At 73.0% G+C, this 24,821-nt stretch carries 22 protein-coding genes and 1 pseudogene; 9 read left to right on the top strand and 14 right to left on the bottom strand.

What is annotated here, in order from left to right; all coding sequences use genetic code 11:
- Positions 1-69: 69 nt before the first annotated feature.
- Together ACIOC1_RS27745 and ACIOC1_RS27740 are read right to left on the bottom strand one after the other, a co-directional pair.
- A complete protein-coding gene (locus ACIOC1_RS27745) occupies positions 70-1,632 on the bottom strand; it encodes an NACHT domain-containing protein (RefSeq protein WP_401856652.1) in 1,563 nt (520 codons plus the stop codon).
- Positions 1,629-1,805: pseudogene (locus ACIOC1_RS27740) on the bottom strand (hypothetical protein); the annotation flags it as partial. The gene ACIOC1_RS27745 and the pseudogene ACIOC1_RS27740, both read right to left, overlap by 4 nt.
- A gap of 514 nt (positions 1,806-2,319) precedes the next feature.
- Between ACIOC1_RS27740 and ACIOC1_RS27735 the strand changes: the two are divergent.
- Positions 2,320-3,057: a M23 family metallopeptidase gene (locus tag ACIOC1_RS27735; protein WP_355342273.1), complete on the top strand. Its 738-nt coding sequence runs from the start codon at positions 2,320-2,322 to the stop codon at positions 3,055-3,057.
- A 174-nt stretch (positions 3,058-3,231) separates the two neighbouring features.
- Here the strand turns inward: ACIOC1_RS27735 and ACIOC1_RS27730 are convergent, their stop codons facing one another.
- Complete coding sequence (locus ACIOC1_RS27730; RefSeq protein ID WP_355342276.1) at positions 3,232-3,810, bottom strand: helix-turn-helix domain-containing protein; 579 nt, start codon at positions 3,808-3,810, stop codon at positions 3,232-3,234.
- A 234-nt stretch (positions 3,811-4,044) separates the two neighbouring features.
- Here ACIOC1_RS27730 and ACIOC1_RS27725 point away from each other — a divergent pair, with 234 nt between their 5' ends.
- Positions 4,045-5,619 carry an MDR family MFS transporter gene (locus ACIOC1_RS27725; RefSeq protein ID WP_355342279.1) on the top strand — a complete coding sequence of 525 codons (1,575 nt, stop codon included), beginning with the start codon at positions 4,045-4,047 and terminating at the stop codon, positions 5,617-5,619.
- 110 nt (positions 5,620-5,729) lie between these two features.
- On the opposite strand, the gene ACIOC1_RS27720 is transcribed toward ACIOC1_RS27725, so the two are convergent.
- From ACIOC1_RS27720 to ACIOC1_RS27700, 5 genes are all read right to left on the bottom strand, one after another.
- Positions 5,730-7,004, bottom strand: coding sequence for an ATP-binding protein (locus tag ACIOC1_RS27720; protein WP_391049787.1), 1,275 nt, complete (start codon positions 7,002-7,004; stop codon positions 5,730-5,732).
- 66 nt (positions 7,005-7,070) lie between these two features.
- Positions 7,071-7,754 (bottom strand): two-component system response regulator CseB, encoded by a 684-nt coding sequence (gene cseB, locus ACIOC1_RS27715; RefSeq protein WP_355342294.1) that lies wholly within the window; start codon positions 7,752-7,754, stop codon positions 7,071-7,073.
- Positions 7,755-7,758: 4 nt separating this feature from the next.
- Positions 7,759-8,556, bottom strand: coding sequence for a hypothetical protein (locus ACIOC1_RS27710; protein ID WP_355342297.1), 798 nt, complete (start codon positions 8,554-8,556; stop codon positions 7,759-7,761).
- Positions 8,544-9,275 carry a SigE family RNA polymerase sigma factor gene (locus ACIOC1_RS27705; protein ID WP_391049628.1) on the bottom strand — a complete coding sequence of 244 codons (732 nt, stop codon included), beginning with the start codon at positions 9,273-9,275 and terminating at the stop codon, positions 8,544-8,546. Before ACIOC1_RS27705 ends, ACIOC1_RS27710 begins: the two co-directional genes overlap by 13 nt.
- A gap of 477 nt (positions 9,276-9,752) precedes the next feature.
- Positions 9,753-10,721 carry an A/G-specific adenine glycosylase gene (locus ACIOC1_RS27700; RefSeq protein WP_391164074.1) on the bottom strand — a complete coding sequence of 323 codons (969 nt, stop codon included), beginning with the start codon at positions 10,719-10,721 and terminating at the stop codon, positions 9,753-9,755.
- A 139-nt stretch (positions 10,722-10,860) separates the two neighbouring features.
- Here ACIOC1_RS27700 and ACIOC1_RS27695 point away from each other — a divergent pair, with 139 nt between their 5' ends.
- Positions 10,861-11,760, top strand: a complete 900-nt coding sequence (locus ACIOC1_RS27695; RefSeq protein ID WP_391049625.1) for a hypothetical protein — start codon at positions 10,861-10,863, stop codon at positions 11,758-11,760.
- 108 nt (positions 11,761-11,868) lie between these two features.
- On the opposite strand, the gene disA is transcribed toward ACIOC1_RS27695, so the two are convergent.
- Together disA and radA are read right to left on the bottom strand one after the other, a co-directional pair.
- Positions 11,869-13,029, bottom strand: a complete 1,161-nt coding sequence (disA, locus tag ACIOC1_RS27690; RefSeq protein ID WP_391049623.1) for a DNA integrity scanning diadenylate cyclase DisA — start codon at positions 13,027-13,029, stop codon at positions 11,869-11,871.
- Positions 13,030-13,431: 402 nt separating this feature from the next.
- A complete protein-coding gene (gene radA, locus ACIOC1_RS27685) occupies positions 13,432-14,817 on the bottom strand; it encodes a DNA repair protein RadA (RefSeq protein ID WP_355342306.1) in 1,386 nt (461 codons plus the stop codon).
- A 225-nt stretch (positions 14,818-15,042) separates the two neighbouring features.
- Between radA and ACIOC1_RS27680 the strand changes: the two genes are divergently transcribed.
- Together ACIOC1_RS27680 and ACIOC1_RS27675 are read left to right on the top strand one after the other, a co-directional pair.
- Complete coding sequence (locus ACIOC1_RS27680) at positions 15,043-16,911, top strand: hypothetical protein (RefSeq protein ID WP_401856651.1); 1,869 nt, start codon at positions 15,043-15,045, stop codon at positions 16,909-16,911.
- 76 nt (positions 16,912-16,987) lie between these two features.
- Complete coding sequence (locus ACIOC1_RS27675) at positions 16,988-17,740, top strand: hypothetical protein (protein ID WP_355342312.1); 753 nt, start codon at positions 16,988-16,990, stop codon at positions 17,738-17,740.
- A gap of 45 nt (positions 17,741-17,785) precedes the next feature.
- Here ACIOC1_RS27675 and ACIOC1_RS27670 read toward each other — a convergent pair whose 3' ends face one another.
- From ACIOC1_RS27670 to ACIOC1_RS27660, 3 genes are all read right to left on the bottom strand, one after another.
- Entirely contained in the window at positions 17,786-18,457 is a 672-nt protein-coding gene (locus ACIOC1_RS27670; RefSeq protein WP_401856650.1) for a methylated-DNA--[protein]-cysteine S-methyltransferase, read from the bottom strand.
- Positions 18,454-18,951: a sigma-70 family RNA polymerase sigma factor gene (locus tag ACIOC1_RS27665; protein WP_355342318.1), complete on the bottom strand. Its 498-nt coding sequence runs from the start codon at positions 18,949-18,951 to the stop codon at positions 18,454-18,456. Before ACIOC1_RS27665 ends, ACIOC1_RS27670 begins: the two co-directional genes overlap by 4 nt.
- A gap of 144 nt (positions 18,952-19,095) precedes the next feature.
- Positions 19,096-19,593: a methylated-DNA--[protein]-cysteine S-methyltransferase gene (locus tag ACIOC1_RS27660; protein ID WP_401856649.1), complete on the bottom strand. Its 498-nt coding sequence runs from the start codon at positions 19,591-19,593 to the stop codon at positions 19,096-19,098.
- Between the two features lie 330 nt (positions 19,594-19,923).
- On the opposite strand from ACIOC1_RS27660, the gene ACIOC1_RS27655 reads away from it, so the two are divergent.
- Complete coding sequence (locus tag ACIOC1_RS27655; protein WP_401724329.1) at positions 19,924-20,766, top strand: hypothetical protein; 843 nt, start codon at positions 19,924-19,926, stop codon at positions 20,764-20,766.
- A gap of 311 nt (positions 20,767-21,077) precedes the next feature.
- Here the strand turns inward: ACIOC1_RS27655 and ACIOC1_RS27650 are convergent, their stop codons facing one another.
- A complete protein-coding gene (locus ACIOC1_RS27650) occupies positions 21,078-21,890 on the bottom strand; it encodes a hypothetical protein (protein ID WP_401856648.1) in 813 nt (270 codons plus the stop codon).
- 130 nt (positions 21,891-22,020) lie between these two features.
- On the opposite strand from ACIOC1_RS27650, the gene ACIOC1_RS27645 reads away from it, so the two are divergent.
- The 3 genes from ACIOC1_RS27645 to ACIOC1_RS27635 all read left to right on the top strand — a co-directional run bounded on the left by ACIOC1_RS27645 (position 22,021) and on the right by ACIOC1_RS27635 (position 24,736).
- The gene (locus ACIOC1_RS27645) at positions 22,021-22,989 is read left to right on the top strand and encodes a Ppx/GppA phosphatase family protein (RefSeq protein WP_355350196.1); all 969 of its coding nucleotides are present in this window, start codon (positions 22,021-22,023) and stop codon (positions 22,987-22,989) included.
- 260 nt (positions 22,990-23,249) lie between these two features.
- Entirely contained in the window at positions 23,250-24,044 is a 795-nt protein-coding gene (locus ACIOC1_RS27640; RefSeq protein ID WP_401856776.1) for a sugar phosphate isomerase/epimerase family protein, read from the top strand.
- The gene (locus ACIOC1_RS27635; protein WP_401856647.1) at positions 24,041-24,736 is read left to right on the top strand and encodes a TetR family transcriptional regulator; all 696 of its coding nucleotides are present in this window, start codon (positions 24,041-24,043) and stop codon (positions 24,734-24,736) included. The genes ACIOC1_RS27640 and ACIOC1_RS27635 overlap by 4 nt, the downstream gene beginning before the upstream one ends.
- Positions 24,737-24,821: the final 85 nt, after the last annotated feature.

Here is a 24,821-nt window from a genome sequence, read left to right as displayed (position 1 = left end):
GCCGCGACAGCGGCGTAGTAAGGGGCGGGCCCCGGACCAGCGGTAACGGTCCGGGGCCCGCCCCTTTTGTCACCTCGGGGCGTGGACGGTGACCTTCACGCGCGGGATGCGGTCGGCGTCGAGGACGGGGCCGGGGCCGGTGACCGTGACCTTGGTCAGAGCGGGAAGGGCCGCGAGCGGCGCCAGGTCGACCGGGCCGGGGTCCCTGGGGCAACGCGCTTCCATGATGGCGGTCGTGAGCTGCGAACCGAGCCAAAAGAACGACCGCGGCGTCTCCACCGATGGACCACGCCACCTGGACGACGGCCGAGGCTCGTCGCGGCTCAGCCTTTCCGGGCCCGGAAGCAGTTCCAGGACCAGCGGGCCGACGCTCACCAGTCCTTGGACGTCCTCGGCCGTCCGTGGCGGGATGAGCCTCTCCGCACGATGCACCACCTCCGCGCGGACCCTCGGGTCCAGCTCTGTGGCGTGTTCCAGGCACGCCGTCGCCAGCAGGTGCAGCCGGGCTGAGTGGTCCGGCTCCGCGTCGCCGCGCTCGATCAGCTTCCGCAGCAGCCTGGCCCGCTCGGCCGGGCGGCCGTGGGCGACGGCCATGCGGATGACGTCGGCCCACTGGTCGTGGTGGGCGTTGGCGGCCAGCAGGTCGAAGTCGAGGTCTTCGACGGCTGCGCGGGCGGCCAGGAAGTCCTGGAAGGTGCGGTGGATGAAGTCGACCGTGTCCGGCGTGGGCTCGCGCAGCAGCCCGCTGCGGTCGCGCAGGTGGCAGTAGACGGAGGCGCTGTCGCCGAGCGCGGCGGCGGACGGCATCGCGGGCAGGGCGGCTGAGATCAGGCGCATGGCGTCGGAGATGTCCATCTCGGCCTGGCCGTTCTTCACCAGCCAGTACGCCAGCTTCTGGAGGAGCTGGATCTGCGGTTCCTCGGTGAGCGGGGTCGCCAGATCGCGTTCGCGGTCACGGCGGATCAGCAGCATGCCGAGGGCGGCGTCGTACAGCTCCTTGCGGCCGGTGGGGAGGTAGCCGCTGCGGTCGCGGTGCAGGGCGCAGATGAGGCCGCACATGAGCGGGTTCGTGGCGAGCCGGGCCAGGTCCTGCTTGGTGTGGAGGGCGTCGAGGAGGGTGCGCTGGTACGTGTCGAGGCGCGCCCGCTCCTCGGGCTCCTCGTCGGGGACGCTGGCGCGGGCGGCGTCGTGCCAGCGCTCGGTGAAGGCGCGGATGTCGCCCCGGCTCATGGGGGAGAGGGTCAGGTCGGTGAAGCCCTCGTCGGCGAGCCAGGAGTCGGAGACGGCCGTCGGGCGGGACGTGACCAGCCAGCGGTTGCCGGGATACGCGGCGAGCAGGCCGCGCAGCCAGTCGCCGACGCGCTCACGGGACCGTTCGTCGATCTCGTCCAGGCCGTCGATGAGGACCAGCCCGCGCCGTTCGGCCAGGACGTCCTCGGCCCAGTGCGACGGCGGGCTCAGCGGCACCTCGACGGCGCTCAGGAAGTCGGCGGGCGCGGGCGGCCGGTCGCGGCGGGCGATCGTACGGAGCGGGAGGACGTACGGGACCAGGCCGCGCAGGTGCTCCAGGTGCTCGCCCAGGTCCTGCCGGGCGGTGGCGACCGCCAGCCGCTCCCGTAAGGGCCCGCTCACCGGGGCGGCCGGGGCGCGTCACCCGGCAGGGTGCCCTCGTCCGGGGCGGCGATCTCCACCGGCCGGCCCGTCGCCGCGTCCTTCGGGCGGAGCGTGAAGGAGACCGTGTGGGTGCGGCCCGTGGTGCGGGCGGTGTCGGCGCCCGCTTCGACGACCACGGCCTTGATCCCGCCGTGGCCGGCCCCCCTTGTGTCCGGGCCTCACGATAGGGGCGGGAATGTGACCCGCGCCACGAATTCGTGGAAGGGGGCGGGTTCTAAGGGGCGGGGAAGGGGCGGGGAAGTGGCGGCGGTCACAGGTCCTTGGTCCCGGTGGAATTCGCCGAATCGCGTGGCGAGGTGATGTGCCCCATGTGAGCCAGGCCACTTACTAAGCGAAATAGTGGCGGGTTCGCGGGGTGTGCGGAGCCTGTGGATCACGCACAGGCGGGGGACAGGGAAGTGAAGGGGCGAGGCCCTTGATGCCCGTTTTGGTGCGACTTGAGCGGGTGGGCGTACCGGGCATTCGACGTAAAAAGGGTGAAGGGAAGGGTGGAATCCGAGAGGTCGGCACTACGACCGCGCTTAGTAATAGGGGTCCTTGTGGTCCGGCGGAATGCCGCGTTACCAAGGATGGGCAACGAGCCGCAGTCGGATGTTTCGGATCTCCGGACCTGTTGCTCCCCCCTTTCAGTGAGGTTGTTTCTTCATGCGCAAGAACTCGACGATGAACCGTGCCCCGAAGTCCGTCACCCGTGGCCGTGTCGCGGTAGTGACGGGCGGACTGGTCGCGGCGCTCGCCCTGGGCTCGACGGCGGCGATCGCCGCCGACACGCAGCACGAGGGATTCCTCGCCGCCGGGACGGCGAGCAGCATCTCCGACGTGGTGCAGAAGCAGGCCAGCGGCCAGCAGGCCACCGCGGCCAAGGTGAAGGCCGACGCCGCGAAGACCAAGGCCGCCAACGAGGCCAAGGCCAAGGCCGCGGCCGACGCCAAGAAGCGCGCGGACGCCAAGGCCGCCGCCGACCGCAAGGCCCGCAGCGCGTCCTGGGTGACCCCGACCAGCGGTTACGTGATCGGCGCGGGGTACGCGCAGGCCGGTCCGCACTGGGCGCACACCCACTCCGGCCAGGACTTCGTCGTGCCGAGCGGCACGAGCGTGCGGGCCGCGCACACCGGCACCGTCGTGACGGCGGGCTGGGGCGGCGCGTACGGCAACAACATCGTGATCAAGCACGCGGACAACACGTACTCGCAGTACGGCCACCTGTCGCACATCGGCGTGCACGTCGGCCAGAAGGTGGACACCGGCCAGGAGATCGGCAAGTCCGGCTCCACCGGAAACTCGACCGGTCCGCACCTGCACTTCGAGATCCGCAAGACCCCGTACTACGGCTCCTCCGTCGAGCCGCTGCACTTCCTGCGCACGCACGGCGTGCACGTCTGACGTACATCTGACGTACGTCCGACGCACGTCTGATCCCACCAGTCGTACAAGAGATCCAGTCGTACAAGAGAGACGGCGGCCGTCAACATCCGGCCGCCGTCTCTACCCGTGCGAGGACCCTCGGAAGAGCCCCTCAGCCCCTCGCAAGCTCAGCCACTCGCAAGCTCAGCCCCCTCAGACCCCCGCCTCGGCCTCCGCCTGGGCGACCAGGTCGAGCGCGACGTCGAGAATGGCGGCGCGCTTGGCGGCCGGATCGCCCTCGATGTCGCGCATCGCGAACATCCCGGCGTGCATGGCGAAGAGCGCGGTCATGCAGCGCACCTGCGCGGGCATCGGCCACTCCGGCTCCCTCAGCAGCCCGCTCAGCGAGCCGATCTTGCCCTTGAAGGACTCGCCGATGCTCAGCTCGCGCACCGTGGCCTGGTTCTCCTGGAAGAACCGGAACAGCGCCTCCGCGCCCCACAGCGCCTCGCTGTAGCGGCGCAGCACCTCCTGCTTGGTGGCCAGCGTGCGCGGCTGCTCGTTGCCCCAGGCGATCAGCGCGTCGACCGGTTTCGACAGGTCCTGCGCGATGCTGATGAGGATGTCTTCCTTGGTTTTGAAGTGGTAGTAGAGCGCCGCTTTGGTGACGTCCAGATGCTCGGCGATCTCGCGCAGTGAGGTCTTCTCGTAGCCCTGCTCCGCGAAGAGTTCGAGGGCGACGTCCTGGATGCGGCGGCGGGTGTCGCCGCGGCGGGTCTGCGCTGTGACCATGGCTGTGCACTCCTGCTGCGCTCGCGTCGGGCAGACGGAGCCCGACCGGCTCGACGGGCTGTACGGGGCATGACGGTACGGCCTTGGTCAAACCCTACGCACTTACTTGACGCCCGGCTAGTTACGCCCGTACCTTCATTCCGTACCTAGCTAGCCGGGCGGCAAGTAAGCGGACGGCGAAGTGAGTGTCGCCGGACCCGGAGAACCGCCCTCACCGGGGGAGGACCCACCGCCATGTCCCAGACCGACACCGCCGCCGCCGTCAAGGCGGAGCCGCGACAGCGCAGTGTGCGCGTCGTCATGGCGGGCCTGCTGATCGCGATGATGCTCGCGATGCTCGACAACATGATCATCGGTACCGCGATGCCGACGATCGTCGGCGAACTCGGCGGGCTCAACCACCTGTCGTGGGTCGTCACCGCCTACACGCTGGCCACCGCCGCCTCCACCCCCATCTGGGGCAAGCTCGGCGACATGTACGGCCGCAAGGGCATCTTCCTCACGTCCATCGTGCTGTTCCTGCTCGGCTCCGCGCTCTCCGGCATGTCGCAGACCATGGACCAGCTCATCAGCTTCCGCGCCGTCCAGGGCCTGGGCGCCGGCGGTCTGATGGTCGGCGTGATGGCGATCATCGGCGAGATGATCCCGCCCCGCGAGCGCGGCAAGTACCAGGGCATGATCGCCGGTGTCATGGCCATCGCCATGATCGGCGGCCCGCTCGTCGGCGGCAGCATCACCGACAACTGGGGCTGGCGCTGGAGCTTCTACATCAACCTGCCGATCGGCGTCGTCGCCCTCGCGATGGTCACCATCGTGCTGCACCTGCCGAAGAAGCGGCGCTCGGGCCGTATCGACTACTGGGGCGCGTCGCTGCTCACCGTCGCGATCACCTCGCTGGTCCTGCTCACCACCTGGGGCGGCACGCAGTACGCCTGGGGCTCCGCGCAGATCATCGGCCTGCTCGTGCTCGGCCTCGTCTCGCTCGCGGCCTTCCTCTACGCCGAGACCCGCGCCGCCGAGCCGGTGCTGCCGCTGCGGATCTTCCGCAACAGCAACTTCTCGCTGATCTCGCTGGTCGGCTTCATCGTCGGCTTCACGATGTTCGGCGCGATGACCTTCCTGCCGCTGTACCAGCAGACCGTCCAGGGCGCCTCCGCGACCAACTCGGGACTCCTGCTGCTGCCGCTGCTCAGCGCCATGCTCGTCGTCTCCATGGTCGCCGGACGCATCACCACCTCCACCGGCAAGTACAAGATCTTCCCGCTGGTCGGCGGCGCCTTCATGACCTTCGGCCTGTTCCTGCTCTCCACCATGGACGTCAACACCAGCCGCTTCACCTCCGGCCTCTACATGGCCGTACTGGGCGTCGGCATGGGCTTCGTCATGCAGATCACGATGCTGATCGCGCAGAACAGCGTCGAGATGAAGGACATCGGCGTCGGCTCCTCGTCCTCCACCCTCTTCCGCACGATCGGCGGCTCCTTCGGCGTCTCGCTCTTCGGCGCCCTGTTCACGCACACCGTCTCCCACGGCATGGCCTCCAGCGCCGCCGGAGCCGGTTCCGGGGCCGCTGGAGCCGGTGCCCAGCTCGACCGGGCCACCATCGCCAAGTTCCCGCCGGCCGTGAAGGACGCGTACTTCCACGCGGTCGCCGACGGCACCCACACCGTCTTCCTGTGGGGCGCCGTCATCAGCGTCGTCGGCTTCGTCGCGGCCTGGTTCATCACCGAGACCCCGCTGCGCGCCGCGGCCCCCAAGGCCGCCAGCTCCGAGGACGAACAGCCCCCCGTCCTGGCCGACGCCATCTGATCATCTGACCGGCAAGGCCCCCGGCCCCCCAGCCCCCCGGCCGCTGGCCACCCGCCCCCCCCCCGGCTCCTCGGCCGGACCCGCTGCCCCGCGAAGTGCCGGACACCCGGCTACTCGCGGGGCAGCATCAGTTGCGCGACCGCGCCGCCGCCGTCCTCGGCGGGGACGTTGCGGAAGGTGAGGCGGGCGCCGAGGACGCGGGCCTGGCCGGTGGCGATCGTCAGGCCCAGGCCGTGGCCGCCGCCCGAGCGGGCGGCGGAGCCCGTACGGAAGCGGTTGGGGCCGTCGCGCAGGAGGTCCGGGGGGAAGCCGGGCCCGTGGTCGCGGACGCGCAGATAGGGGCCGTCGACCACCACCTCGACGGGGGCGCCGCCGTGCCGGGCGGCGTTGGCGAGCAGATTGCCGAGGATGCGCTCCAGGCGGCGCGGGTCGGTGGGCACGACGGCCTCCTCGGCCACCGTGACCGAGGCGTCCGGCGCCAGTGCCACGACGCGGCGGCGGACGAACTCGCCGAGCGCCAGCTCCTGGAGGTCGGCCTGTTCCGCGGCGCCGTCCAGCCGCGCCACCTCCAGGACGTCCTCGACCAGCGTCCGCAGCGCGTGCACGCGGTCGCGCACCAGCTCCGAGGGGCGGCCGGGCGGCAGCAGCTCGGCGGCGGTGACCAGACCGGTGACCGGCGTCCGCAGCTCGTGCGCGATATCGGCCGTCACCCGCCGCTCGGCCTCCAGCCGCAGTTGCAGCGCGTCGGCCATCGCATCGACGGCCCGCGCCAGCTCGTCCGTCTCGTCCCGTACGCGCCGGCCGCCGATCGCCTCGCGCACCCGTACCTCGGTGTCGCCGTCCGCGACCTTGCGGGCCGCGACCGCCGCCTTCCGCAGCCGCCGCGACATCCGGCCGCCGATCAGCACGCCGATCGCCGTACCGCCGACGACGACCGCGAGCGACCCGGCCACCAGCGCCTGGTCGAGGTCGTCCAGCACGGAGTAGCGGTCGGTGAAACCGGTCTTCAGCGACAGCACCCGGCCGTCCGCGGCGGGCGTCTCCGCCCACACCATCGGGTGACCGCCGGTGTCCTGCACATACGTGGCGCGCTGCCCCTTGGCCGCGAACTCCTTCAGCTCGCGCGGCAGCTCCGGGTCGTCGATCTTGGCGTAGAAGACCAGCCGCCCGGTCGTCTCGTAGATCCGCAGCGCCGACTGGACGCGCTCGTCCTGGACGTCACGGGTGCTGTTGATCATGCTGACCCGCGCGGCGTTGTGCACGACCAGGCTCAGCGCGAGCGCGACCAGCGCCGACACCACGGCGATGGCCGCGGCGATCTTCCAGCGCAGACCGGCACGGAACCAGCGCGGGCCGGTACCGAAGCGGCGGGGGCCGGTACGCAAGCGGCGCGGGGCTCCGGGGTACGAGGAGGCGGACGGCGAGTCCGCCGGACGGGACGGCACGCGACCTCAGGCCCGCAGCTTGTAGCCGAAACCGCGGACGGTCTCCAGCCGGTCCTGGCCGATCTTGGCGCGCAGCCGCTGCACATGGACGTCCACGACCCGCGTGTCGCCGCCCCACTCGTAGTCCCAGACCCGCTGGAGCAGCCGGTCGCGGGAGAGCACGGTGCCGGGCGCGCCCGCGAACTCAAGCAGCAGCCGCATCTCGGTCGGGGTCAGCGCCAGCCGCTCCCCGGCCCGCGTGACCACCATGCCCTCGGGGTCGATCTCGATGTCCCCGAAGGAGAGCTGCGGCGCGTCGTCCAGCCCGTCGTCGCCGCCCGCCGCCCGGAAGCGGCGCAGTACGGCGCGGATTCGCGCCACCAGCACCGCGCCGTCGAACGGCTTGGTCACGTAGTCGTCGGCCCCGGCCTCCAGGCCGAGCACGATGTCGATGGCGTCGGCCCGCGCCGACACCATGATCACCGGCACCGTCGACTCGTCCCTGATCCGGCGGCACAGCGACACGCCGTCCAGGCCCGGCACCATCACGTCGAGCAGCGCGAGGTCCGGCCTGCGGGCGCGGAAGGCCGTGAGCCCTTCGAGCCCGTCGGGCGCGGCCGTGACCTCGAAGCCGTCGCGTTCCAGCGCGAGAGTCGTCGCCTCGCGGATGACGTCGTCGTCCTCGACGAACAGGACATGAGTGGCGGCCACCGGGCTATTGTCCCTGGCCGTGCTGGACGGCGTCGCCGTCGGCCGACATCTGCGGGGCCGTCGAACCGGCAGCGGCGGGACTGCTCGGCCTGCCGGACACGCCGGAGGAGGGGGATTTGGCCGGCGCCGGGGTCGTGGTCTCCGCCGCCGGCACGCCGGGATCGACCGGGTCCGACTTGGGCAGCGGCGCCGGGTCGGTCGAGGTCGGCTCGGGCGAGACGGTCGGCGTCCGCGCGCCGAAGTCCGAGAAGTCCCGCGCGACCTCGACGAAGCGCTGCCCGCGCCAGGCGTACGTGATCGACTCCTGCCCGGTCGGATACGTCGCGGGGTCGTCGGTCCTGTACACCTCGTGGATGATCTGGAGCCGCCCGTCCTCGACGCTGCCGTAGACCGGCGGCTGCTCGTCCGCGAACACGTTCTGGTACTTGCCGTTGACCATCCGGTACACGTACGCGGCGATGCCGAGGCCGTCGCCGCACGTCGTCACGTTGATCACCAGGTCGGGGCCGTCGCCCGCCGTGAGGTCGCCCGAGTCGGTGTCCATCGGGTAACCGGCCCCCACGCACGGCGTCAGATCCTCGCGTACGTCCGCGCTGACGCTGTTGTCCTTGCGCACCATCGTGGCCAGCGCCACCTGGTCGGCGACGATCGCCGGGGCGACGGTGGACGGCGTCTTCACCCGGGTGGCGGCCGGCGCCGGGCCCTCGCGGCGGGCGCCGGTGGCGGCCGTACCGCAGCCTGCGACCACGACGCACGCGCACGCCAGCGCGCCCGTCGCGAGAGTCGAGGCTACGCGGCCCACACGCCCTCCATGCGTTCCATCGGTTCCCGGCCGAGCGCGGCCGGATCCAGCGGGTCGGTCGATCCGGCCGACCCGGTCGAGCCGGCCGTGCCGAGCGGAGCTGCCGCGCCGAGCGGTCCGGTCGCGTCCGTCGAATGAGCCGGGTGCGTCGAGTATGCCGATTCCGGTTGGGACGCGTCACGCCCGGCAGAGTCCCGGTCCACCGCGTCCAGCCGGGAGTAGCCGTAGCGGCCGTGCTCCAGTTCGTACCGCAGCCGGGCCAGCGCCCGGTGCAGGGTGCTCTTCACCGTACCGGTCGACATGCCCAGCGCGCGGGCCGTCTCCTGGGTGGAGAGCTGGCCGTAGTGCCGCAGCATCACGACCTGCCGCTGCTTGGGCGCCAGCACCGTCATCACGTCGAGCAGCATCTCGCGGTCCGCGCGCTGCTCCGAGCCGTCGTCCACGCTCGCGTCCGGCAGCTCGCCCGTGGGCACCTCTTCCAGCTTCCGGTTCCGCCACCACTCGGTACGGGTGTTGATCATGACCCGGCGCATGTACGCGTCGGCCAGCGTCTTGTCGGCGATGCCCTCCCAGCGCGGATACGTCCGCACCAGCGCGGTCTGTACGAGGTCCTGCGCGTCGACCGGATTGGGCACCAGGCGGCGGGCGCTGCGCAGCAGGGCGTCCTGCCGAGTCCGCACGTACTCCTCGAACTCCAGTACCTCGCCGTTCCCCGCCATGGTGTGACTCCGTCCCGTGCCTGCCTGCCGCTGTCGTCGTTCCCTGCCGACATCGAGGACGCTACGGAGCGGATGTTGGGCTTTCGCCACCGCGAGCGCACAGCGGCCTCACAGCAACCCATCGGTTCTGTAACGGGTGGAATGCAAGCCGTGAATCGCTATGAATAGGCGCATTCTGTGGTTAAACGGGCATTTACGGACCCGAGAAGTCAGGCGTCACAGGGGGCGCGGCCCACGAAAGCCGAGGTGGGAGTGGGGGACGGGGGCGGGCACGCGGAACCGCCGGGGGAGGGCGCGCGGCGCCGCCGGGCCCGGATCATCCGGAGACCGTGCCCGGCGGAGAGCTGTGACGGTTACGGCGCTGTGACGGATACGGCGCTGAAGCGGATGCGGCGCTGAAGCGGATGCGGCGCGGTGGCGGATACCGCGCGGTGACAGATACGGCGCTGCGGCGGATACGGCGGTGGCGGGTACGCCCTAGACCGGCAGCCGGTACACGCCGTCCGCCAGCGGCTCGACCAGGCCGTCCTCGACCAGGCCGTCCAGCGCCCGGGCCCGCTGCACCGGCTCGTGCCACACGGCGTCGAGCGCGGCCTGCGGTACGGGAGCGGTGGAGGCGCGCAGGACGGCCAGCAGCCGGCCGCGTACCTGCCGGTCGGTCCCGGCGTACGTCTGGCCCCGGCGCGGCGGCCCGTCGTGCGCGGGCGAACCGGCCAGCCGCCAGACGCAGCGCGCGGCGATCGGGCAGCGCCCGCACTCGGGGGAGCGGGCGGTGCACACCAGCGCGCCCAGCTCCATGGTGGCCGCCGCCCACCGCGCCGCGACCGGCTCCTCGGCCGGGAGGAGCGTCTGGGCGGTCCGCCGCTCGGCGGCCGTCGTCGCGTTCGGCGGATACGCGGTGCCGGTCACCGCGCGGGCGAAGACCCGCCGCACATTGGTGTCGAGCACGATGTGCCGCCGCCCGTACGCGAAAGACGCCACGGCCGCCGCCGTGTACTCCCCGACACCGGGCAGGGCCAGCAACTGGCCGTGGTCCTCGGGGACTTCGCCGTTGTGCTGGGCCGCTATGGCGGTGGCCGCCGCGTGCAGCCGCAGCGCGCGGCGCGGATAGCCGAGCCGCCCCCAGGCGCGTACCGCCTCGCCGGGCGACTCCGCCGCGAGGTCGGCCGGGCGGGGCCAGCGGGCCAGCCACTCCTGGTGCACCGGCAGCACCCGGACGACCGGCGTCTGCTGGAGCATGAACTCACTGACCATCACCGACCACGCGCCCGCGTCCGGCCGCCGCCAGGGCAGATCGCGGGCGTGCTCGCCGAACCAGTCGATCACCAGGTCGTGCAGTTCGGTGACGGCGGCCGGGGGAGCCGGGGGGACCGCCGAACCCGCGGGGGCGGCCGGGGACGTGCGGGCTGAGGTGCTGACGGAAGCGTCGCGGATGTCGGTGCTCATGTCCTCCCGATCCTCGCACAGGCCACTGACAGCGACCGGCCGTCCCCTTAAACGTGATGATCGGCAAAGACCGGCCGCCGAGCGGCGGGTGTTGCGGCGAGGCGCGGGTGATCTCCCCTAGAGTTCGGGTGTGGGCTCAATGCGCAATCCCGTCGGACCTCTGCCGTCGACCATCTACTGGCGGCGGCGGGCCGTTGCGCTGTGTGTGCTCGCGCTCGTCGCCCTGCTGATCTTCTGGCTGGTCAACTCGACCGGCGGGGGCGGCGGTAGCGGCAACAACGGCTCCTCGGGCACCCACACCCCGGTCGGCACGATCACGCCGGGCCCCGAGCCGACCGGTACGCACATCACCGGGCGCCCCGGTGGCCGCGACACCTCGGGCGGCGACAGCGGCGGCTCCTCCGGTTCCTCCGCGGGCTCCTCCGGCTCCGACGGTGGCTCCAATGGCGGCTCCAACGGCGGTGCCACGGACGGAAGTTCGGCCGGTGCCGGTTCCTCGGGCGGCAACGACGGCGGTACGTCGGGTACGGCGGGCACCTCGTCGTCGGGCGGCGCGGCCTCCGGCGGTGTCGCCACCAGCGGCGGCTCGGGCAACGGCGGCTCGGGCGGTCAACTGCCCGCCGGCTCCACGCTTCCCGACTGCTCGCCCGGCAGCGTCCAGCTCTCGCTGCGCAGCGTCCAGAACTCCTACTCGCCGGACGAGACCCCCGTCTTCGAGCTGCGCGCCGCGAATTCCGGATCCGTCTCCTGCAAGGTCGACTTCGGCCCCGCCAAGGCCGTCTTCACGATCACCTCGACCGCGGGCAACGCCCACACCTGGGCCTCCGACGACTGCCCCACCGCGGGCAGCGGCTCCTACCTCCTCCAGGTGCCCGCCCACGGCTCCACGACGTACACGCTCCGGTGGAACGCCAAGACCAGCTCCCCGAAGTGCGCGACCCCCAAGGGGAGCGCTGCCGCGCCCGGCACCTACCTGATCCAGGCCCGGCTCTCCGGCTACGGCGCCAAGCAGGTCTCCTTCGTCCTCTCCCAGGACTAGCCCCGGGGGGCCCGGCCCCCCGGCCGTCCCCGGCCCGCCGCTTCGTGTGGGCGGCGGACGAGGTCGGGGCGCTTCCGGTCCCCGAGGCAGCCGCCTCCAGCGGTACGTCTAGACGTACCGCTCCAGGATGGACGACTCGGCGAGGCGGGAGAGGCCCTCGCGGACGGAGCGGGCGCGGGCCTCGCCGACGCCGTCGACCGTCTGGAGGTCGTCGACGCTCGCGGCGAGCAGCTTCTGGAGGCCGCCGAAGTGCTCGACCAGGCGCTCGATGACGGTGTTGGGCAGCCGGGGCACCTTGGCGAGGAGCCGGTAACCGCGCGGCGAGACGGCGGAGTCGAGGGATTCGGGGGAGCCGGTGTAACCCAGGGCCCGTGCCACGGTGGTGAGTTCGATGAGTTCGCTCTGCGGCAGCGAGTCGAGTTCGGCCATCGCCTCGTTGACCGTACGGCTGCGCTTGGCGGTCGGCTCCGGCACGTAGTCGCGGGCGACCAGTTCGCGCTCGGGCTCGACGCCCGCGATCAACTCGTCCAGTTGCAGGGCGAGAAGCCGTCCGTCGGTGCCCAACTCGATGACGTACTCGGCGATTTCGGTGGCGATCCGGCGGACCATCTCCAGGCGCTGGGCGACGGCGGTGACATCGCGCACCGTCACCAGGTCCTCGATCTCCAGCGCGGACAGCGTGCCCGCGACCTCGTCGAGGCGCAGCTTGTACCGTTCGAGCGTGGCCAGTGCCTGGTTGGCGCGGGAGAGGATCGCGGCGGAGTCCTCCAGGACGCGGCGCTGCCCGTCCACGTAGAGCGCGATCAGCCGCATCGACTGGCTGACCGAGACGACCGGGAAGCCGACCTGCTTGCTGACCCGGTCGGCGGTGCGGTGCCGGGTGCCGGTCTCCTCGGTGGGGATGGTCGGATCGGGGACGAGCTGCACGCCCGCGCGCAGGATCTTCGTCATGTCCTTGTCGAGGACCAGCGCGCCGTCCAGCTTGCACAGCTCGCGCAGCCGGGTCGCGGTGAACTCCACGTCCATCACGAAGCCGCCGGAGCACAGTGACTCCACGGTCTTGTCCATGCCCAGCACGATGAGGCCGCCGGTGTTGCCGCGCAGGATGCGCTCCAGGCCGTCACGGAGCGAGGTGCCGGGTGCGACGGCGCTCAAAGAGGCGCGCATCAGCCCGGCGTCGGCGCCGAAAACCCCGCCGGACCTGCCGGGGGAGTCGCCCGATGCCCTTCGGGCCGGGGGAGGGCCCCCTGCCCGGTCATTGGCTGCCACTCTGCAATCCTCCGGTCGCTACGGATGCCCAATGGGCGAGACCAGGGCAAAGTTTACGGCTTCCGGGGGGCGCGGCGCGGGCCGGACGGCTCCTACCGGGGTCCCGCGACGGTCCTACGGGGGTCCCGCGACGGCGCGCGGGCTCTCCCGGGAGCGCGCGCGAGGCCCCGCACGACCGTGTGCCGGGCCTTCCGTGACTGTACGCCGCGCGCAACCCGAACGGGTGCCGGGTGTTCCCCGGAACCGCGAGCCGGGCGTTCTCCGGGAAGGGGCGCGGGGCGTTCCCCCGTGCCCGCGAGCCGGGCGCCCGCGGCCGTACGGCCGTACGGCTGTACGAACGCGGACGTCTGCACAGCCGTACGGGCACCGGCGTCCGCGGCCGTACCGGCGTACGCCGTGGCGCTATGACCGTGCGGTCCGCTTCGGCAGGGCCCGCAGCGCGTCCCCTATGTCCGCGACCTCCACCACCTTCATGCCCGCCGGGATCTTGCCGGGGTCCGGCGGTACGAGGGCGTGGGTGAAGCCGAGCCGGGCCGCCTCCGACAGGCGGCGCTGCACGCCGGTGACGCGCCTGACCTCACCGGCCAGGCCCACCTCGCCGATCGCCACCAGGTTCTTCGGCAGCGGGGTGTCGATGGCGGCGCTGGCCAGCGCGAGCGCCACCGCGAGGTCGGCGGCGGGCTCGGTGAGCTTCACGCCGCCCACGGTCGCGGTGTAGATGTCCTGCTTGCCGATGGCCTTGATCCGGCCGCGCTGTTCGAGCACCGCGAGCATCATCGACACGCGCGAGTTCTCCAGACCGGAGGTGGTGCGGCGCGGCGAGGGGATCTGGGTGTCGACGGTCAGCGCCTGCACCTCGGCGACCAGCGGGCGGCGGCCCTCCAGGGTCACGGTCAGGCAGGTGCCGGGCACCGGCTCGTCGCGCCGGGTGAGGAAGAGGCCGGACGGATCGGCCAGGCCGGTGATGCCCTCGTCGTGCAGTTCGAAGCAGCCGACCTCGTCCGTGGCGCCGTAACGGTTCTTGATGCCGCGGATCAGCCGCAGCCGCGCGTGCCGGTCGCCCTCGAAGCTGAGCACCACGTCGACCAGGTGCTCCAGCAGCCGCGGGCCCGCGATCGAGCCGTCCTTGGTGACGTGTCCGACCAGGATGGTCGACATCCCGCGGTCCTTCGACGCGCGGATCAGCGCGCCCGCGACCTCGCGGATCTGCGCGGTGCCGCCGGGCGCGCCGTCCAGTTCGGCCGACGCGACGGTCTGCACGGAGTCCAGCACCAGCAGCGCCGGCTTCACGTCGTCCAGGTGACCGAGAACGGCCGAAAGATCCGTCTCCGCGGCCAGATACAGATGGTCGGCGAGCGCGCCGATCCGGTCCGCGCGCAGCCGTACCTGCGAGGCGGACTCCTCACCGGTCACGTACAGCGTCGCGCCCTGCGCGCTGGACGCCTTCGCCGCCACGTCGAGCAGCAGCGTGGACTTGCCGACGCCGGGCTCGCCCGCGAGCAGGACGACGGCGCCGGGCACCAGGCCGCCGCCGAGCACGCGGTCCAGCTCCGGCACGCCCGTGGAGCGCGCGGTCGCCTGCCGCCCGTCGACCTGGCCGATCGGCCGCGCCGCCGTCGTCACCCGGCCGGGCGCGGTGGTCCGTACGGCGGGCGCGGCGCCGAACTCCTCCACCGTCCCCCACGCCTGGCACTCGCCGCAGCGGCCCAGCCACTTCAGCGCCGTCCACCCGCACTCGGTGCAGCGGTAGGAGGGACGGTCCTTCGAGACGGTCTTACGGGCAGCCATGCCGCCCACCGTAGCGGGAGGGTCCGACAAGGCGGCCGGACCGGCTCCTGCGGCTGCCGGGGGCGCTCAAGGGGGCGTGCGGCGCGGACATCGAGCGCGCGCACGTGCGTTCACTCGTAAGAATGACGGAGCTGTCCCCTTTTGGGCAGCATCACTACCCATAAGGATTAATGCACGCCAGGAGAGCTGAACCGGGGGCCGTACCGGGCCTACCGTCGCCCGGTGATGAGCAGGCAGGAGACCCCCACCCAGAACCAGACGACCGGCGCACACCGCAAGCACCGCGCGCCGGCCGGCCGGGCCGCCCGCAAGGACACGCCGGGCGGCGAGGCGCCGCGCACCGAGGCGCCGCGTCCGGAGGGACCGCGCGTGGAGGGAGCGCGCGTGTCCCGCAAGGAGGCCCGCGGCGACGCGCGCAAGGCCGCCCGCAAGGAGCCGTCGCGCAAGGACGGCCGCAAGGACGGCCGCAAGGACGTCCGCCGGGAAGCGACGCACAAGGCGCACGACCGTCAACGCCCGCACGGCACGCTCCCCATGCAGCCGCCCGCGCACTACGAGCCGTATCTGGACGGCCTGTTCACGTACTGCCTGTCGATCCTGTGCGAGCACGACGCGGCGGCCGGGGCGCTCGGCGAGGTGCTGGCGCTCGCCGAACGGCAGCGCGGCCACCTGCGCGACCCGAAGCTGCTCCGCCCCTGGCTGTACGCGCTCGCCCGCTGGACCTGCCTGCGCCGGCTCGCCGCCGGGCCGCCGGAGCCGCCGAGCACGTCGGTCGCCGTCGCCGAGCAGCGGCACGCCCAACTCGCCGCGCTCGCCTGGCCCGAGGCCGCCGGCACCACGCCCGAGCAGCGCGAGGCCCTGGAGTTGGCGGTCCGCCACCAACTCCCGCCGCACGAAGTCGCCGCCGTCCTCGGCATCGACGCCGACACCGCGCGCGGCCTGCTCGCCCGCGCCGCCTGCGAGGTGGAGCGGACCCGCACCGCGCTGTCCGTCGTGGACACCGGCAACTGCGCCGCCCTCGCCCAGATCGCGGGCGAGACCAAGGTGTTGCTCGGTACGGCGCTGCGCACGGAACTCGTCAGGCACGTCGACGACTGCCCGGTGTGCAGGCGTACGGCGGAACGCGTCGTCGCCGCGGGGCCCTGGCCGGGGGCCTCGGGTGTACCGGGCGCTCCGGGGGCCGGGTCCACCGCCGTCCTCGCCCTCATCGAGGCGCCGCGCTCGGCCGCGTACGCCGCCCTGCTGCACGCCATGGACGCCGGGGCCGGGCGCTCCCGCGACGCCACCCCGCGCTTCGACCGGCGCGGCTTCCCCATGGACCTCAAGGACCGCGCCGCCCGCCGCGCGCAGCTCAGGCACCGGGCCGTCACCAGTACGGTCGTCGCGGCCGTCGTCGCCGCGCCCGTACTCGCCCTGTGGGCCGCCTATCACGCGGCGCCGCTCGGCGCCGACGCGCCCGGCACGGACCGCGCCGCCAGCGAGCCCGACGGTCTCAACGGCGACCCGTACCAGGAGGCGGGCAGCTCCCGGCAGGCTCCCGACCCCCAGCACTCCGGCGGTACGGACACCCCGGCGCCGGTCCTCACCACGACCGTCTCGACCGACCCCACGGCCGCCGGCTCGGCGTCCCCCGGCGGCAGTACGCTCACCGTCGCCGCCAGCGGCACCACCGTCACCCTGACCGCGCGCGGCGCGGCCCCCGTGCACTGGACGGCCGACACCGCCGCGTTCTGGATCCGGCTCTCCGCGACCTCGGGCGACCTGCGGCCCGGAGAATCGGTCACTCTCACCCTGAGCGTCGACCACGCCCTGGAGCCCTCCGGCTCCTGGACCGCCCGCATCGCCTTCTCCCCGGCGCACGCGACCGTGATCCTGCGCGGCTCCTCCACCCGCAATGTGCCGCCGCCCGCCTCCGACTCCCCGACCACCCCGCCGCCGTCCTCGTCCTCCCCGACGACGCCCCCGCCGACCACGCCTCCGCCGACGACCCCGCCGCCCACCACCCCGCCCCCGACGACACCTCCGCCGACGACCGCGCCGCCCACGACCGACGCCCCCAGCACCGCGCCGGAGTCGCCGAGCCCGGCCGGATAGCCGTACGGCGAAAGGGTGTTACTCCTGAGTAGCCGTACTCATGCCGGGCCGCCCGCGCGGCGGGACGATGAGCGGCATGGGGAAATTCACCGGCACGGTCGTGGTCACCCTCGTCACCGTCGGAACACTCGCCGTCGTCCACGCCGTCGGCGCACCGCTGTCCACCGTCCTCGGCACCGCCGCGGGCCTGCTCGGCCTGCTCTGGCTGCTCCTTCTGCTGACCGTGCCGTGGAACCTCTACTTCCGCGCCCACGCCGTCCTCGCCGAGATCCGGACCAGCCGCGAAAAGGGCCTGACCGTCTCCCCGGAACGCGACACCGAGGCCGGGCGGATCGCCCGCCTGATGCTGCGCGTCGCCCTCGCGGGACACCTCGTCACGGCCGCCCTCGCGGTCGCCGTCGCCGCGGCGACCGGCCGCGCCGCAGGCTACTGGCTCGCCGGATTCTTCCTGCTGAGCACCGTCTTCCGGCCCGCGGGCGCCTGGTTCGCGGCGCTGCGGCGCCGCCTCGGCACCCTCTTGAAGGACGTCACCTACCCGCGCGACGACGTCCTCGCCCTGCGCGCCACCGTCACCCGCGTCGAGAGCGGCGCCAAGGTCCTGGAGGGCAAGGCCGAGGAGCAGTACCACGCGCTCGGCGAACTCCGGTCCGCGGTCGACGCGTTGGGCCTGTCGGTCTACGCGCGGGCCGACGGGACCGACCGCCGGATCGCCGCGCTGGCGCGGGAGTTCGAGGCGACGGTGAACCGGCTGACCGACAACACCGAGATCATCGCCGGTCTGAAGGCGTTTCTGCGGCTGCTGCGGACGGAGGACGGGGTGCTGCCGTAACGGCCGTGGTCCGTACGGCCGTTGACGCGGGACGTCACGCCCGCCTCAGGCGGCCGTCTCCAGCTCCAGCAGCAGGTGCTTGGCGTCGGCGCCGCCCGCGTACTGCCCGGCCGAACCGTCCGAGCGCACCACCCGGTGGCACGGCACCACCAGCGGCAGCGGGTTGAGCGCGCACGCCGTACCCACCGCGCGGACCGCCCGCGGACTGCCCGCCGCCGCCGCCACCTGCGCGTAACTCGCCGTCCTGCCGTACGCGATGTCCGGCAGGTGCGTCAGCACCTCGCGCCTGAAGCCCTTCGACAGCCGCCAGTCCAGGGGGACTTCGAAGCCGCGGCGCTGCCCGGTGAAGTACTCGTCGAGCTGGCGGCTCACCGCGTCCAGCCGCCGCGGGGCGCGCAGCACCCGCGGGCTGATGGTGTCCGCGAGCTGCTGGAGCACCGCCGCGTGGTCCTGCACGGCGAACGCCACGCGCACCAGGCCCTTCTCGGTCGCCGCCAGCAGCAGCGGGCCCACCGGGCTGTCCAGCGTCCGGTACGCGACGTCCAGCAGCCCGGCTTGCCCGGCTTCCGCCGCCAGGCGCTCGTGGAGCCGGTCCATCGTCGCGTCGTCCTGCGCGGCGAGGGCTTCCAGGAGCTGGGCGGCCGAGTCGTTCGTGTCCCGCACGTCCCGCACGTCCCGCACGTCCTGCGTGTCGTTCGTGTCGTTCGCGTCCTTCATGAGGGGTCTCCTCCTCCCGCGGTGTCCCGCGGATAGCTGCGGCGCAGGGCCTTCACCCCGTCGGCGGCGGCCCTGCGCGCCGCGTCCGGGCTGCCGCCCGTCACGGCGGCGATGTCCTTGTACGGCAGGCCCGCCAGGTAGTGGTACGCGACCGTCTGCCGCTGCCGCTCCGGCAGCGCCTTCAGCGCCGTCCACAGATCCGGGTCCCAGTCCTCGGGCCGCCCGGTGCGGCTCGCCCGCTCGGGCAGCTCCGCCAGCGGTGTCGCGCGGCGCGCGTTGCCCCGCGTGATGTCGACGGCCTTGCGGTGCGCGATGGTCACCAGCCACGCCTCGACGTTCGCGTCCGCGGGCAGCTCCGGGTACGCCCGCAGCGCGGCCAGGAAGGTCTCCGACCACGCGTCCTGCGCGTCGTGCGGGCCCACGACGGCCCGGACGACCCGGAGCACCATCGGCCCGTGGTCGGTCACGATCTGTTCGAACAGTGGCTTGCTCACATGGGGTAAACGCGTGGGGGCGCCGAAACGTGAGGTGGCTTTCGCGGGGGGCTTTTGGACCTGCGGTTCGCTTCGGAGGTGCGGTTCGCCGCGGAACTGCGGTCCGCTTCGGAGGTGCGGTTCGCCGCGGAACTGCGGTCCGCTTCAGAAGAGGCGGTCCGCCGAGGCGGCGTCGGGCTCCTCCAGTTCCAGCAGGTACCGCTTGCGGGGGAGGCCGCCCGCGTAGCCGCGCAGGTTTCCGTCGGCCGCCACCACGCGGTGGCACGGGACGATCACCGACAAGGGGTTCAGGCCGTTCGCGGCGCCGACGGCCTGGGAGAGGGAGATGTCGCCGAGCTGGCGGGCGAGGTCGCCGTAGGAGCGGGTTTCTCCGTACGGGATGCGGGTCAGCAGGGTCCAGACGCGGCGCTGGAACTCGTTGCCCTCCGGGGTCAGTGCGAGGTCGAAGGTGTGCCGGGTTCCGGCGAAGTATTCCTTGAGCTGGTGGCGTACGTCGTCGAAGGATTCGTCGGCGCGTTCGCCGAAGGTGGTTTCGTTGGGCCTTCGTTTGTGGCCCTCGAAGTAGAGCCCTACGAGGGCGGGGCCCTCGCGGACCACTGTCAGGTCGCCTACGGGCGAGGCGATCACCGCGTGTGTCCTCATCTTGCTTATTTTTCCCGCCCGCCCACCCGCCCACCCGTGCGGGTGCTTTCTTCGTCTGCGGGTGCCGCTTGTGCCTGGTCGGTGCCGGTCCGGGGCACCTCCTCGGGCGACGAACGTGCCCGCACTTCGATGACGTCCAGCCCTTGTCCGTTCGTCCCCCTGCGGGGGCACCCCGGCCCGTCCCCTCCCGGTCCGTCGGCGTCCGCCTGTCCGCTGTGGCTGAGGGGGGGAGGGGGGTGGGTGGGCTTGGGTACGTCGGCGTCCGACGGGCCGGTGGGGGCGGAGGGGGGTGGGTGGGCTCGGGTGGGGCGGGGGCTAGCATCCGGGGGCATGGGGACGCGGGGGTGGCGGCTTGGGGCCGTGGTGGGGGTGGCGGTGCTGGCGGGGGTGGGTGCCTCGGGGCCGGAGCGGGCGGAGGCGGTCCGTGCGACGGTGGGGCTTGGGCCGCTTCCGGCGGATCGTTACGACTACACGCCCGAGGACTACCAACGGGAGAAGCGGGCAACGGCGTTGCTGGTCCGGCAGTGCATGGCGAAACGCGGGCACGCGGACTTTCCGCTCGATCCGCGCTACCCCGTCGACCCCACCATGCTCACCGCGGTCAGCACTGGCTACGGCGCACTCGACATGACCAACGCGAGCCGCTGGGGCTACGGATGGGACCCGGCGAAGTCCACTCCCACGCGGCCGCAGGGCCGTCGGATGACCCAGGCCGAGTACGCGGACTTTCCGGCCTGCAACGTGGAGGCGAACCGGCGGCTGATGCGCGGGATCGACGTCAAGCGGGACTGGCTCTACGCGAGCACGCGCTCGGTCGAGATCGACAAGGCCGTCAAACGCGATCCCCGCTTGCTCGCGGCCTGGGACGCGTGGTCCCGCTGCGTGGCCGGCCAGGGGTTCGCCCGCTACTCCGACCCGCTCGCGGCCTTCGGGGACAAGGCGTGGCATCGCGGCAGCGACGGCAACACCACGCACACCCCGACCGAGCGGCGCACCGCCGTCGCCGACGTCACCTGCCAGCGCCGCCACCACACCGCCCAACTCCTGCACGCCGTACGCGCCCAGCAGCAGACCGCCGACATCGCCGCCCACCAGGACCGCTACACCGCCGGCCTCCACGCCCTCCAGACCTTCCGGTCCACCATCTCCGACACCCTCCGCCACCTCGGCTGAGGACACCCCGCAAAGCGCCTCCCCGAACATCGAACACGCCCCCTTTGGCCACCGTGTGGGGCGTCACCCACCCCGCAGCCCCCGTGCCCGGCCCCATCCACCCCCACGGACCGTCGGGCGCCGACGTACCGGAGGGGACGGTGCGGGGTGCCCCCGCAGATTTGCGTGCCGACAGGGCGTTGACGGATGCGCGGGAGCAGGCAGCACGCAGCTCGAGGAGGTACCCCGTACCGGGACCGACCCCACGCACAAGAGGGCGCCCGGACGGTACCCGGACCGAACCCCCAGCCGCCCCCACGCACAAGAGGGCCCTAGGAAGCGGGGGCAGCGGGGTCGGCGGGGTGGGGGGCCAGAAGAGGAAGGTGGGGGGTGGACAGTCGGGACTCGCACAGCGCAGCGAGCATGGCGTAGGCGTCGGGACCCATGAGTTCGGTCAGCTCCGGGCGGTACGACACGTAGACCGGGTCACCGGCACCGTGCGCGGACGTCGCCGACGTGCACCACCAGTGCAGGTCGTGGCCCCCCGGCCCCCACCCCCGCCGGTCGTACTCCCCGATCGACACGACCAGCACCCGCGAATCGTCCGGCCGGTCCACCCAGTCGAAAGTCCGCCGGATCGGCAACTGCCAGCACACGTCCGGCTTCGTCTCCAGCGGCTCGCGCCCCTCCCGCAGGGCCAGCGCGTGCAGCGCGCACCCCTGGCCGCCCGCGAACCCGGCCCGGTTGGAGAAGACACACGCCCCGTCCACGACACGCGTCTGCCGCTCGCCCTCCTCGTTCTCCATCGCCCACGCGCCGTCGGCGCCCTCGGCGTGGAACTGCCACGTCTCCGGCGTGAGCCTGGCCACATGCCCGGCCACCCGCTTCTCGTCGTCGTCGTCCGAGAAGTGCGCGCCCAGCGAACAGCACCCGTCGTCCGCGCGCCCCGCCACGATCCCCTGGCAGCCGCTGCCGAAGACGCACGTCCAGCGCGAGGTGAGCCACGTGAGGTCGCAGCGGAAGACCTGCTCCTCGTCGGCCGGATCGGCGAATTCGACCCAGGCGCGGGCGAAGTCCAGCCCCACCTCGTCGCGGACCGTGCCTGCACTCTTCTTCTTGGCCTTGAGGGCCTTCACCTTCGCCACGCGCCCAAGAGTAAGACCGGAATGCGCCGAATGGTCGCCAACGGGTCGCGGATCGCCCACGCGCCACCGCCCGGCGGCCCCGCGCGGCCCGCGGAACGGACACCCACGTCGGCGCGCTAGCGTCTTGCCCATGCGACTCGGAGTGCTCGACGTGGGTTCCAACACCGTCCACCTGTTGGTGGTGGACGCGCACCCGGGCGCGCGCCCGCTCCCCGCGTACTCGCACAAGGCGGAGCTGCGCCTGGCCGAACTCCTCGACGAGCACGGCGCGATCAGCGCCGCCGGCGTCGACCGCCTGGTCGCCACGATCGCGGACGCGCTGCGCGTGGCGGAGGACAAGGGCGCCGAGGACGTGCTGTCCTTCGCGACCTCCGCGGTGCGGGAGGCGGCGAACGGCGAGGCCGTCCTGGCCCGGGTGGACGCGGAGACGGGCGTCCGCCTCACCGTCCTGTCCGGCGAGGACGAGTCGCGGCTGACGTTCCTCGCCGTACGCCGCTGGTTCGGCTGGTCGGCCGGGCGGCTGCTGGTGCTGGACATCGGCGGCGGGTCGCTGGAGGTCGGCTACGGCATGGACGAGTACCCGGACGCGGCCGTGTCCCTGCCGCTCGGCGCGGGACGCCTGACCGGTACGTGGCTGCCGGGCGATCCGCCGACCGCCCACGACGTACGGTCGCTGCGCAGGCACGTACGCGCCGAGATCGCCCGTACGGTCCCGGACTTCGCCCGCTTCGGCCGGCCCGACCACGCGGTGGGCACGTCCAAGACGTTCAAGCAGCTCGCCAGGCTCGCGGGCGCGGCCCGCTCCGCCGACGGCCTGTACGCCCAGCGCCGGCTGCGGCGCGGCGCGCTGGAGGAGTGGGTGCCGCGGCTCGCGGAGATGACGGCGGCCCAGCGCAGCACCCTGCCGGGCGTCTCGGTCGGCCGGGCCGGGCAGCTCCTGGCGGGCGCCCTGGTCGCGGACGCCGCGATGGACCTCTTCGGCGTCGAGGAGCTGGAGATCTGCCCCTGGGCCCTGCGCGAGGGCGTCATCCTGCGCAAGCTCGACCTGATGGTGAACGACGCCGGACCGGGGGCGGCCCTGGCCCGCTGGGGCGACTGAGCCGGTCCGCCGCGCCCGCCGCGCCCCGCCGTGAGATCGGCGACAGTCCCTCCGCACCCCCCGGCACCTGCCCCTTCCGCCCCGGCCGCCGCCGTACGCTGTTTCCCGTGGCTGAACCAGCGGGTCGGAAGACGGACGGCCGGACGACGGACGCCGCCCTGAGACGCGAATGGCGTACGGGGCAGCGCGCGCAGCACGCGCGGGAACGTCTCGCCCCGACCGCGGGGTCCGCCGCGGGGCCCCGCGGCGGCACGTCGAAGATCGTCCTGTCCACCGCCTCCGTCTACCCGGCCTCCACCGCCACCGCCTTCGAGATCGCCGCCCGCCTCGGCTACGACGGCGTCGAGGTGATGGTGTGGACCGACCCGATCAGCCAGGACGTGGACGCGCTGCGCCGCCTGTCGGACTTCCACCGGATGCCGATCCTGGCCGTCCACGCGCCGTGCCTGCTGATCGCGCAGCGCGTCTGGTCCGCCGACCCGTGGGTCAAGCTCCAGCGGGCCCGCGCGGCGGCCGAGACGCTGGGCGCCTCGACCGTCGTGGTGCACCCGCCGTTCCGCTGGCAGCGCGGCTACGCCAGGGACTTCGTCGCCGGGATCTGGCGGATGGCGGACGAGACGGACGTACGGTTCGCGGTCGAGAACATGTACCCGTGGCGCTACCGGGACCGCGAGATGCAGGCGTACGCGCCCGACTGGGACGTCGCCAACGACGACTACCGCCACCTGACCGTGGACTTCTCGCACGCGGCGACCTCCCGTACCGAGCCGTTCGCGCTGATGGCGAGGATGGCCGAGCGGATGGTGCACGTCCACCTCGGCGACAGCACGGGCTCCGCCAAGGACGAGCACCTGGTGCCGGGGCGCGGGAATCTGCCGTGCGCGGAGCTGCTGGCGGCGCTGGCGGCGAGCGACTACGACGGCCATGTGGTGGTCGAGGTGACCACCCGGCGGGCGATGTCGAGGGCCGAGCGCGAGGCGGACCTGGCGGAGGCGCTGGCCTTCACCCGGCTGCACTACGCGACACCGGCGCCGGTCGGCGGTGGTCCGGCGTGAGTACGGCGAAGGCGTCCCCCGGCTCCCCGGAACCCGACGGGCCCCAGGAATCCGAGGGCCCCCAGGAGTCCGGCAAGCCGGCCGGCCGCCGCCGCGGCCGTCCCGCGGGCACCAAGGCCGGGACCGCCGAGACCCGTGACCGTATCCTCGCCGCCGCCCGCGAGGAGTTCTCCGCCCGCGGCTACGACAAGACCTCCGTCCGCTCGATCGGCAAGGCGGCGGGCGTCGACTCCGCCCTCGTCCACCACTACTTCGGCACGAAGGAACAGATCTTCGGCGCCGCCATCGAGCTGTCCTTCGCGCCCGCCATGAACATCCCCGACCTCGTCGTGGCGGGCGGCGTCGACGGCATGGGCGAGCGGGTGGCCCGGCTGATGCTGCGGATCTGGGAGAACCCGGTCTCGCGCGAGCCGCTGCTGGCCATCGTCCGGTCCGCGGTCACCAACGAGACGGCCGCCGCGGTCTTCCGCGGCCTGGTCAGCCGCCGCGTCCTGGCCCGCCTCGCGGGCGGCCTCGACGTGCCCGACGCCGAGTTCCGCGTGCAGCTCGCCGCCGCCCAGCTCGTCGGGATCATCATGCTGCGGTACATCGTGCGGGTGGAGCCGATGGCCTCCGCCGACCCCGAGGACATCGTCGCCATGGTCGGCCCGGTCCTCCAGCGCTACCTCACCGCCGCCGACGTCCACCCGTAGGACCCCGCCCCCGTACAGCCCCATGGGACCGCACGTCCCGCATACCGGACCGAACGTCCGGATCCTGGGCGACGGGCGTACCCTC

Source organism: Streptomyces sp. NPDC088197, assembly GCF_044741185.1.
Taxonomy (GTDB): Bacteria; Actinomycetota; Actinomycetes; order Streptomycetales; family Streptomycetaceae; genus Actinacidiphila.
The sequence above is the reverse complement of the archived record's forward strand: the minus strand, read 5'-3'. Positions and strand labels throughout refer to the sequence as shown.

Bases quoted from the DNA above. Each gene is read 5' to 3' on its own strand.
- ACIOC1_RS27735 (WP_355342273.1), top strand. From the start codon at position 2,320: ATGCGCAAGAACTCGACGATGAACCGTGCCCCGAAGTCCGTCACCCGT.
- ACIOC1_RS27695 (WP_391049625.1), top strand. From the start codon at position 10,861: ATGCGCAATCCCGTCGGACCTCTGCCGTCGACCATCTACTGGCGGCGG.
- ACIOC1_RS27725 (WP_355342279.1), top strand. From the start codon at position 4,045: ATGTCCCAGACCGACACCGCCGCCGCCGTCAAGGCGGAGCCGCGACAG.
- radA (WP_355342306.1), bottom strand. From the start codon at position 14,817: ATGGCTGCCCGTAAGACCGTCTCGAAGGACCGTCCCTCCTACCGCTGC.
- ACIOC1_RS27645 (WP_355350196.1), top strand. From the start codon at position 22,021: ATGCGACTCGGAGTGCTCGACGTGGGTTCCAACACCGTCCACCTGTTG.
- ACIOC1_RS27660 (WP_401856649.1), bottom strand. From the start codon at position 19,593: ATGAGGACACACGCGGTGATCGCCTCGCCCGTAGGCGACCTGACAGTG.
- ACIOC1_RS27705 (WP_391049628.1), bottom strand. From the start codon at position 9,275: ATGGCGGGGAACGGCGAGGTACTGGAGTTCGAGGAGTACGTGCGGACT.
- ACIOC1_RS27655 (WP_401724329.1), top strand. From the start codon at position 19,924: ATGGGGACGCGGGGGTGGCGGCTTGGGGCCGTGGTGGGGGTGGCGGTG.
- ACIOC1_RS27675 (WP_355342312.1), top strand. From the start codon at position 16,988: ATGGGGAAATTCACCGGCACGGTCGTGGTCACCCTCGTCACCGTCGGA.
- ACIOC1_RS27730 (WP_355342276.1), bottom strand. From the start codon at position 3,810: ATGGTCACAGCGCAGACCCGCCGCGGCGACACCCGCCGCCGCATCCAG.
- ACIOC1_RS27680 (WP_401856651.1), top strand. From the start codon at position 15,043: ATGAGCAGGCAGGAGACCCCCACCCAGAACCAGACGACCGGCGCACAC.
- ACIOC1_RS27670 (WP_401856650.1), bottom strand. From the start codon at position 18,457: ATGAAGGACGCGAACGACACGAACGACACGCAGGACGTGCGGGACGTG.
- ACIOC1_RS27700 (WP_391164074.1), bottom strand. From the start codon at position 10,721: ATGAGCACCGACATCCGCGACGCTTCCGTCAGCACCTCAGCCCGCACG.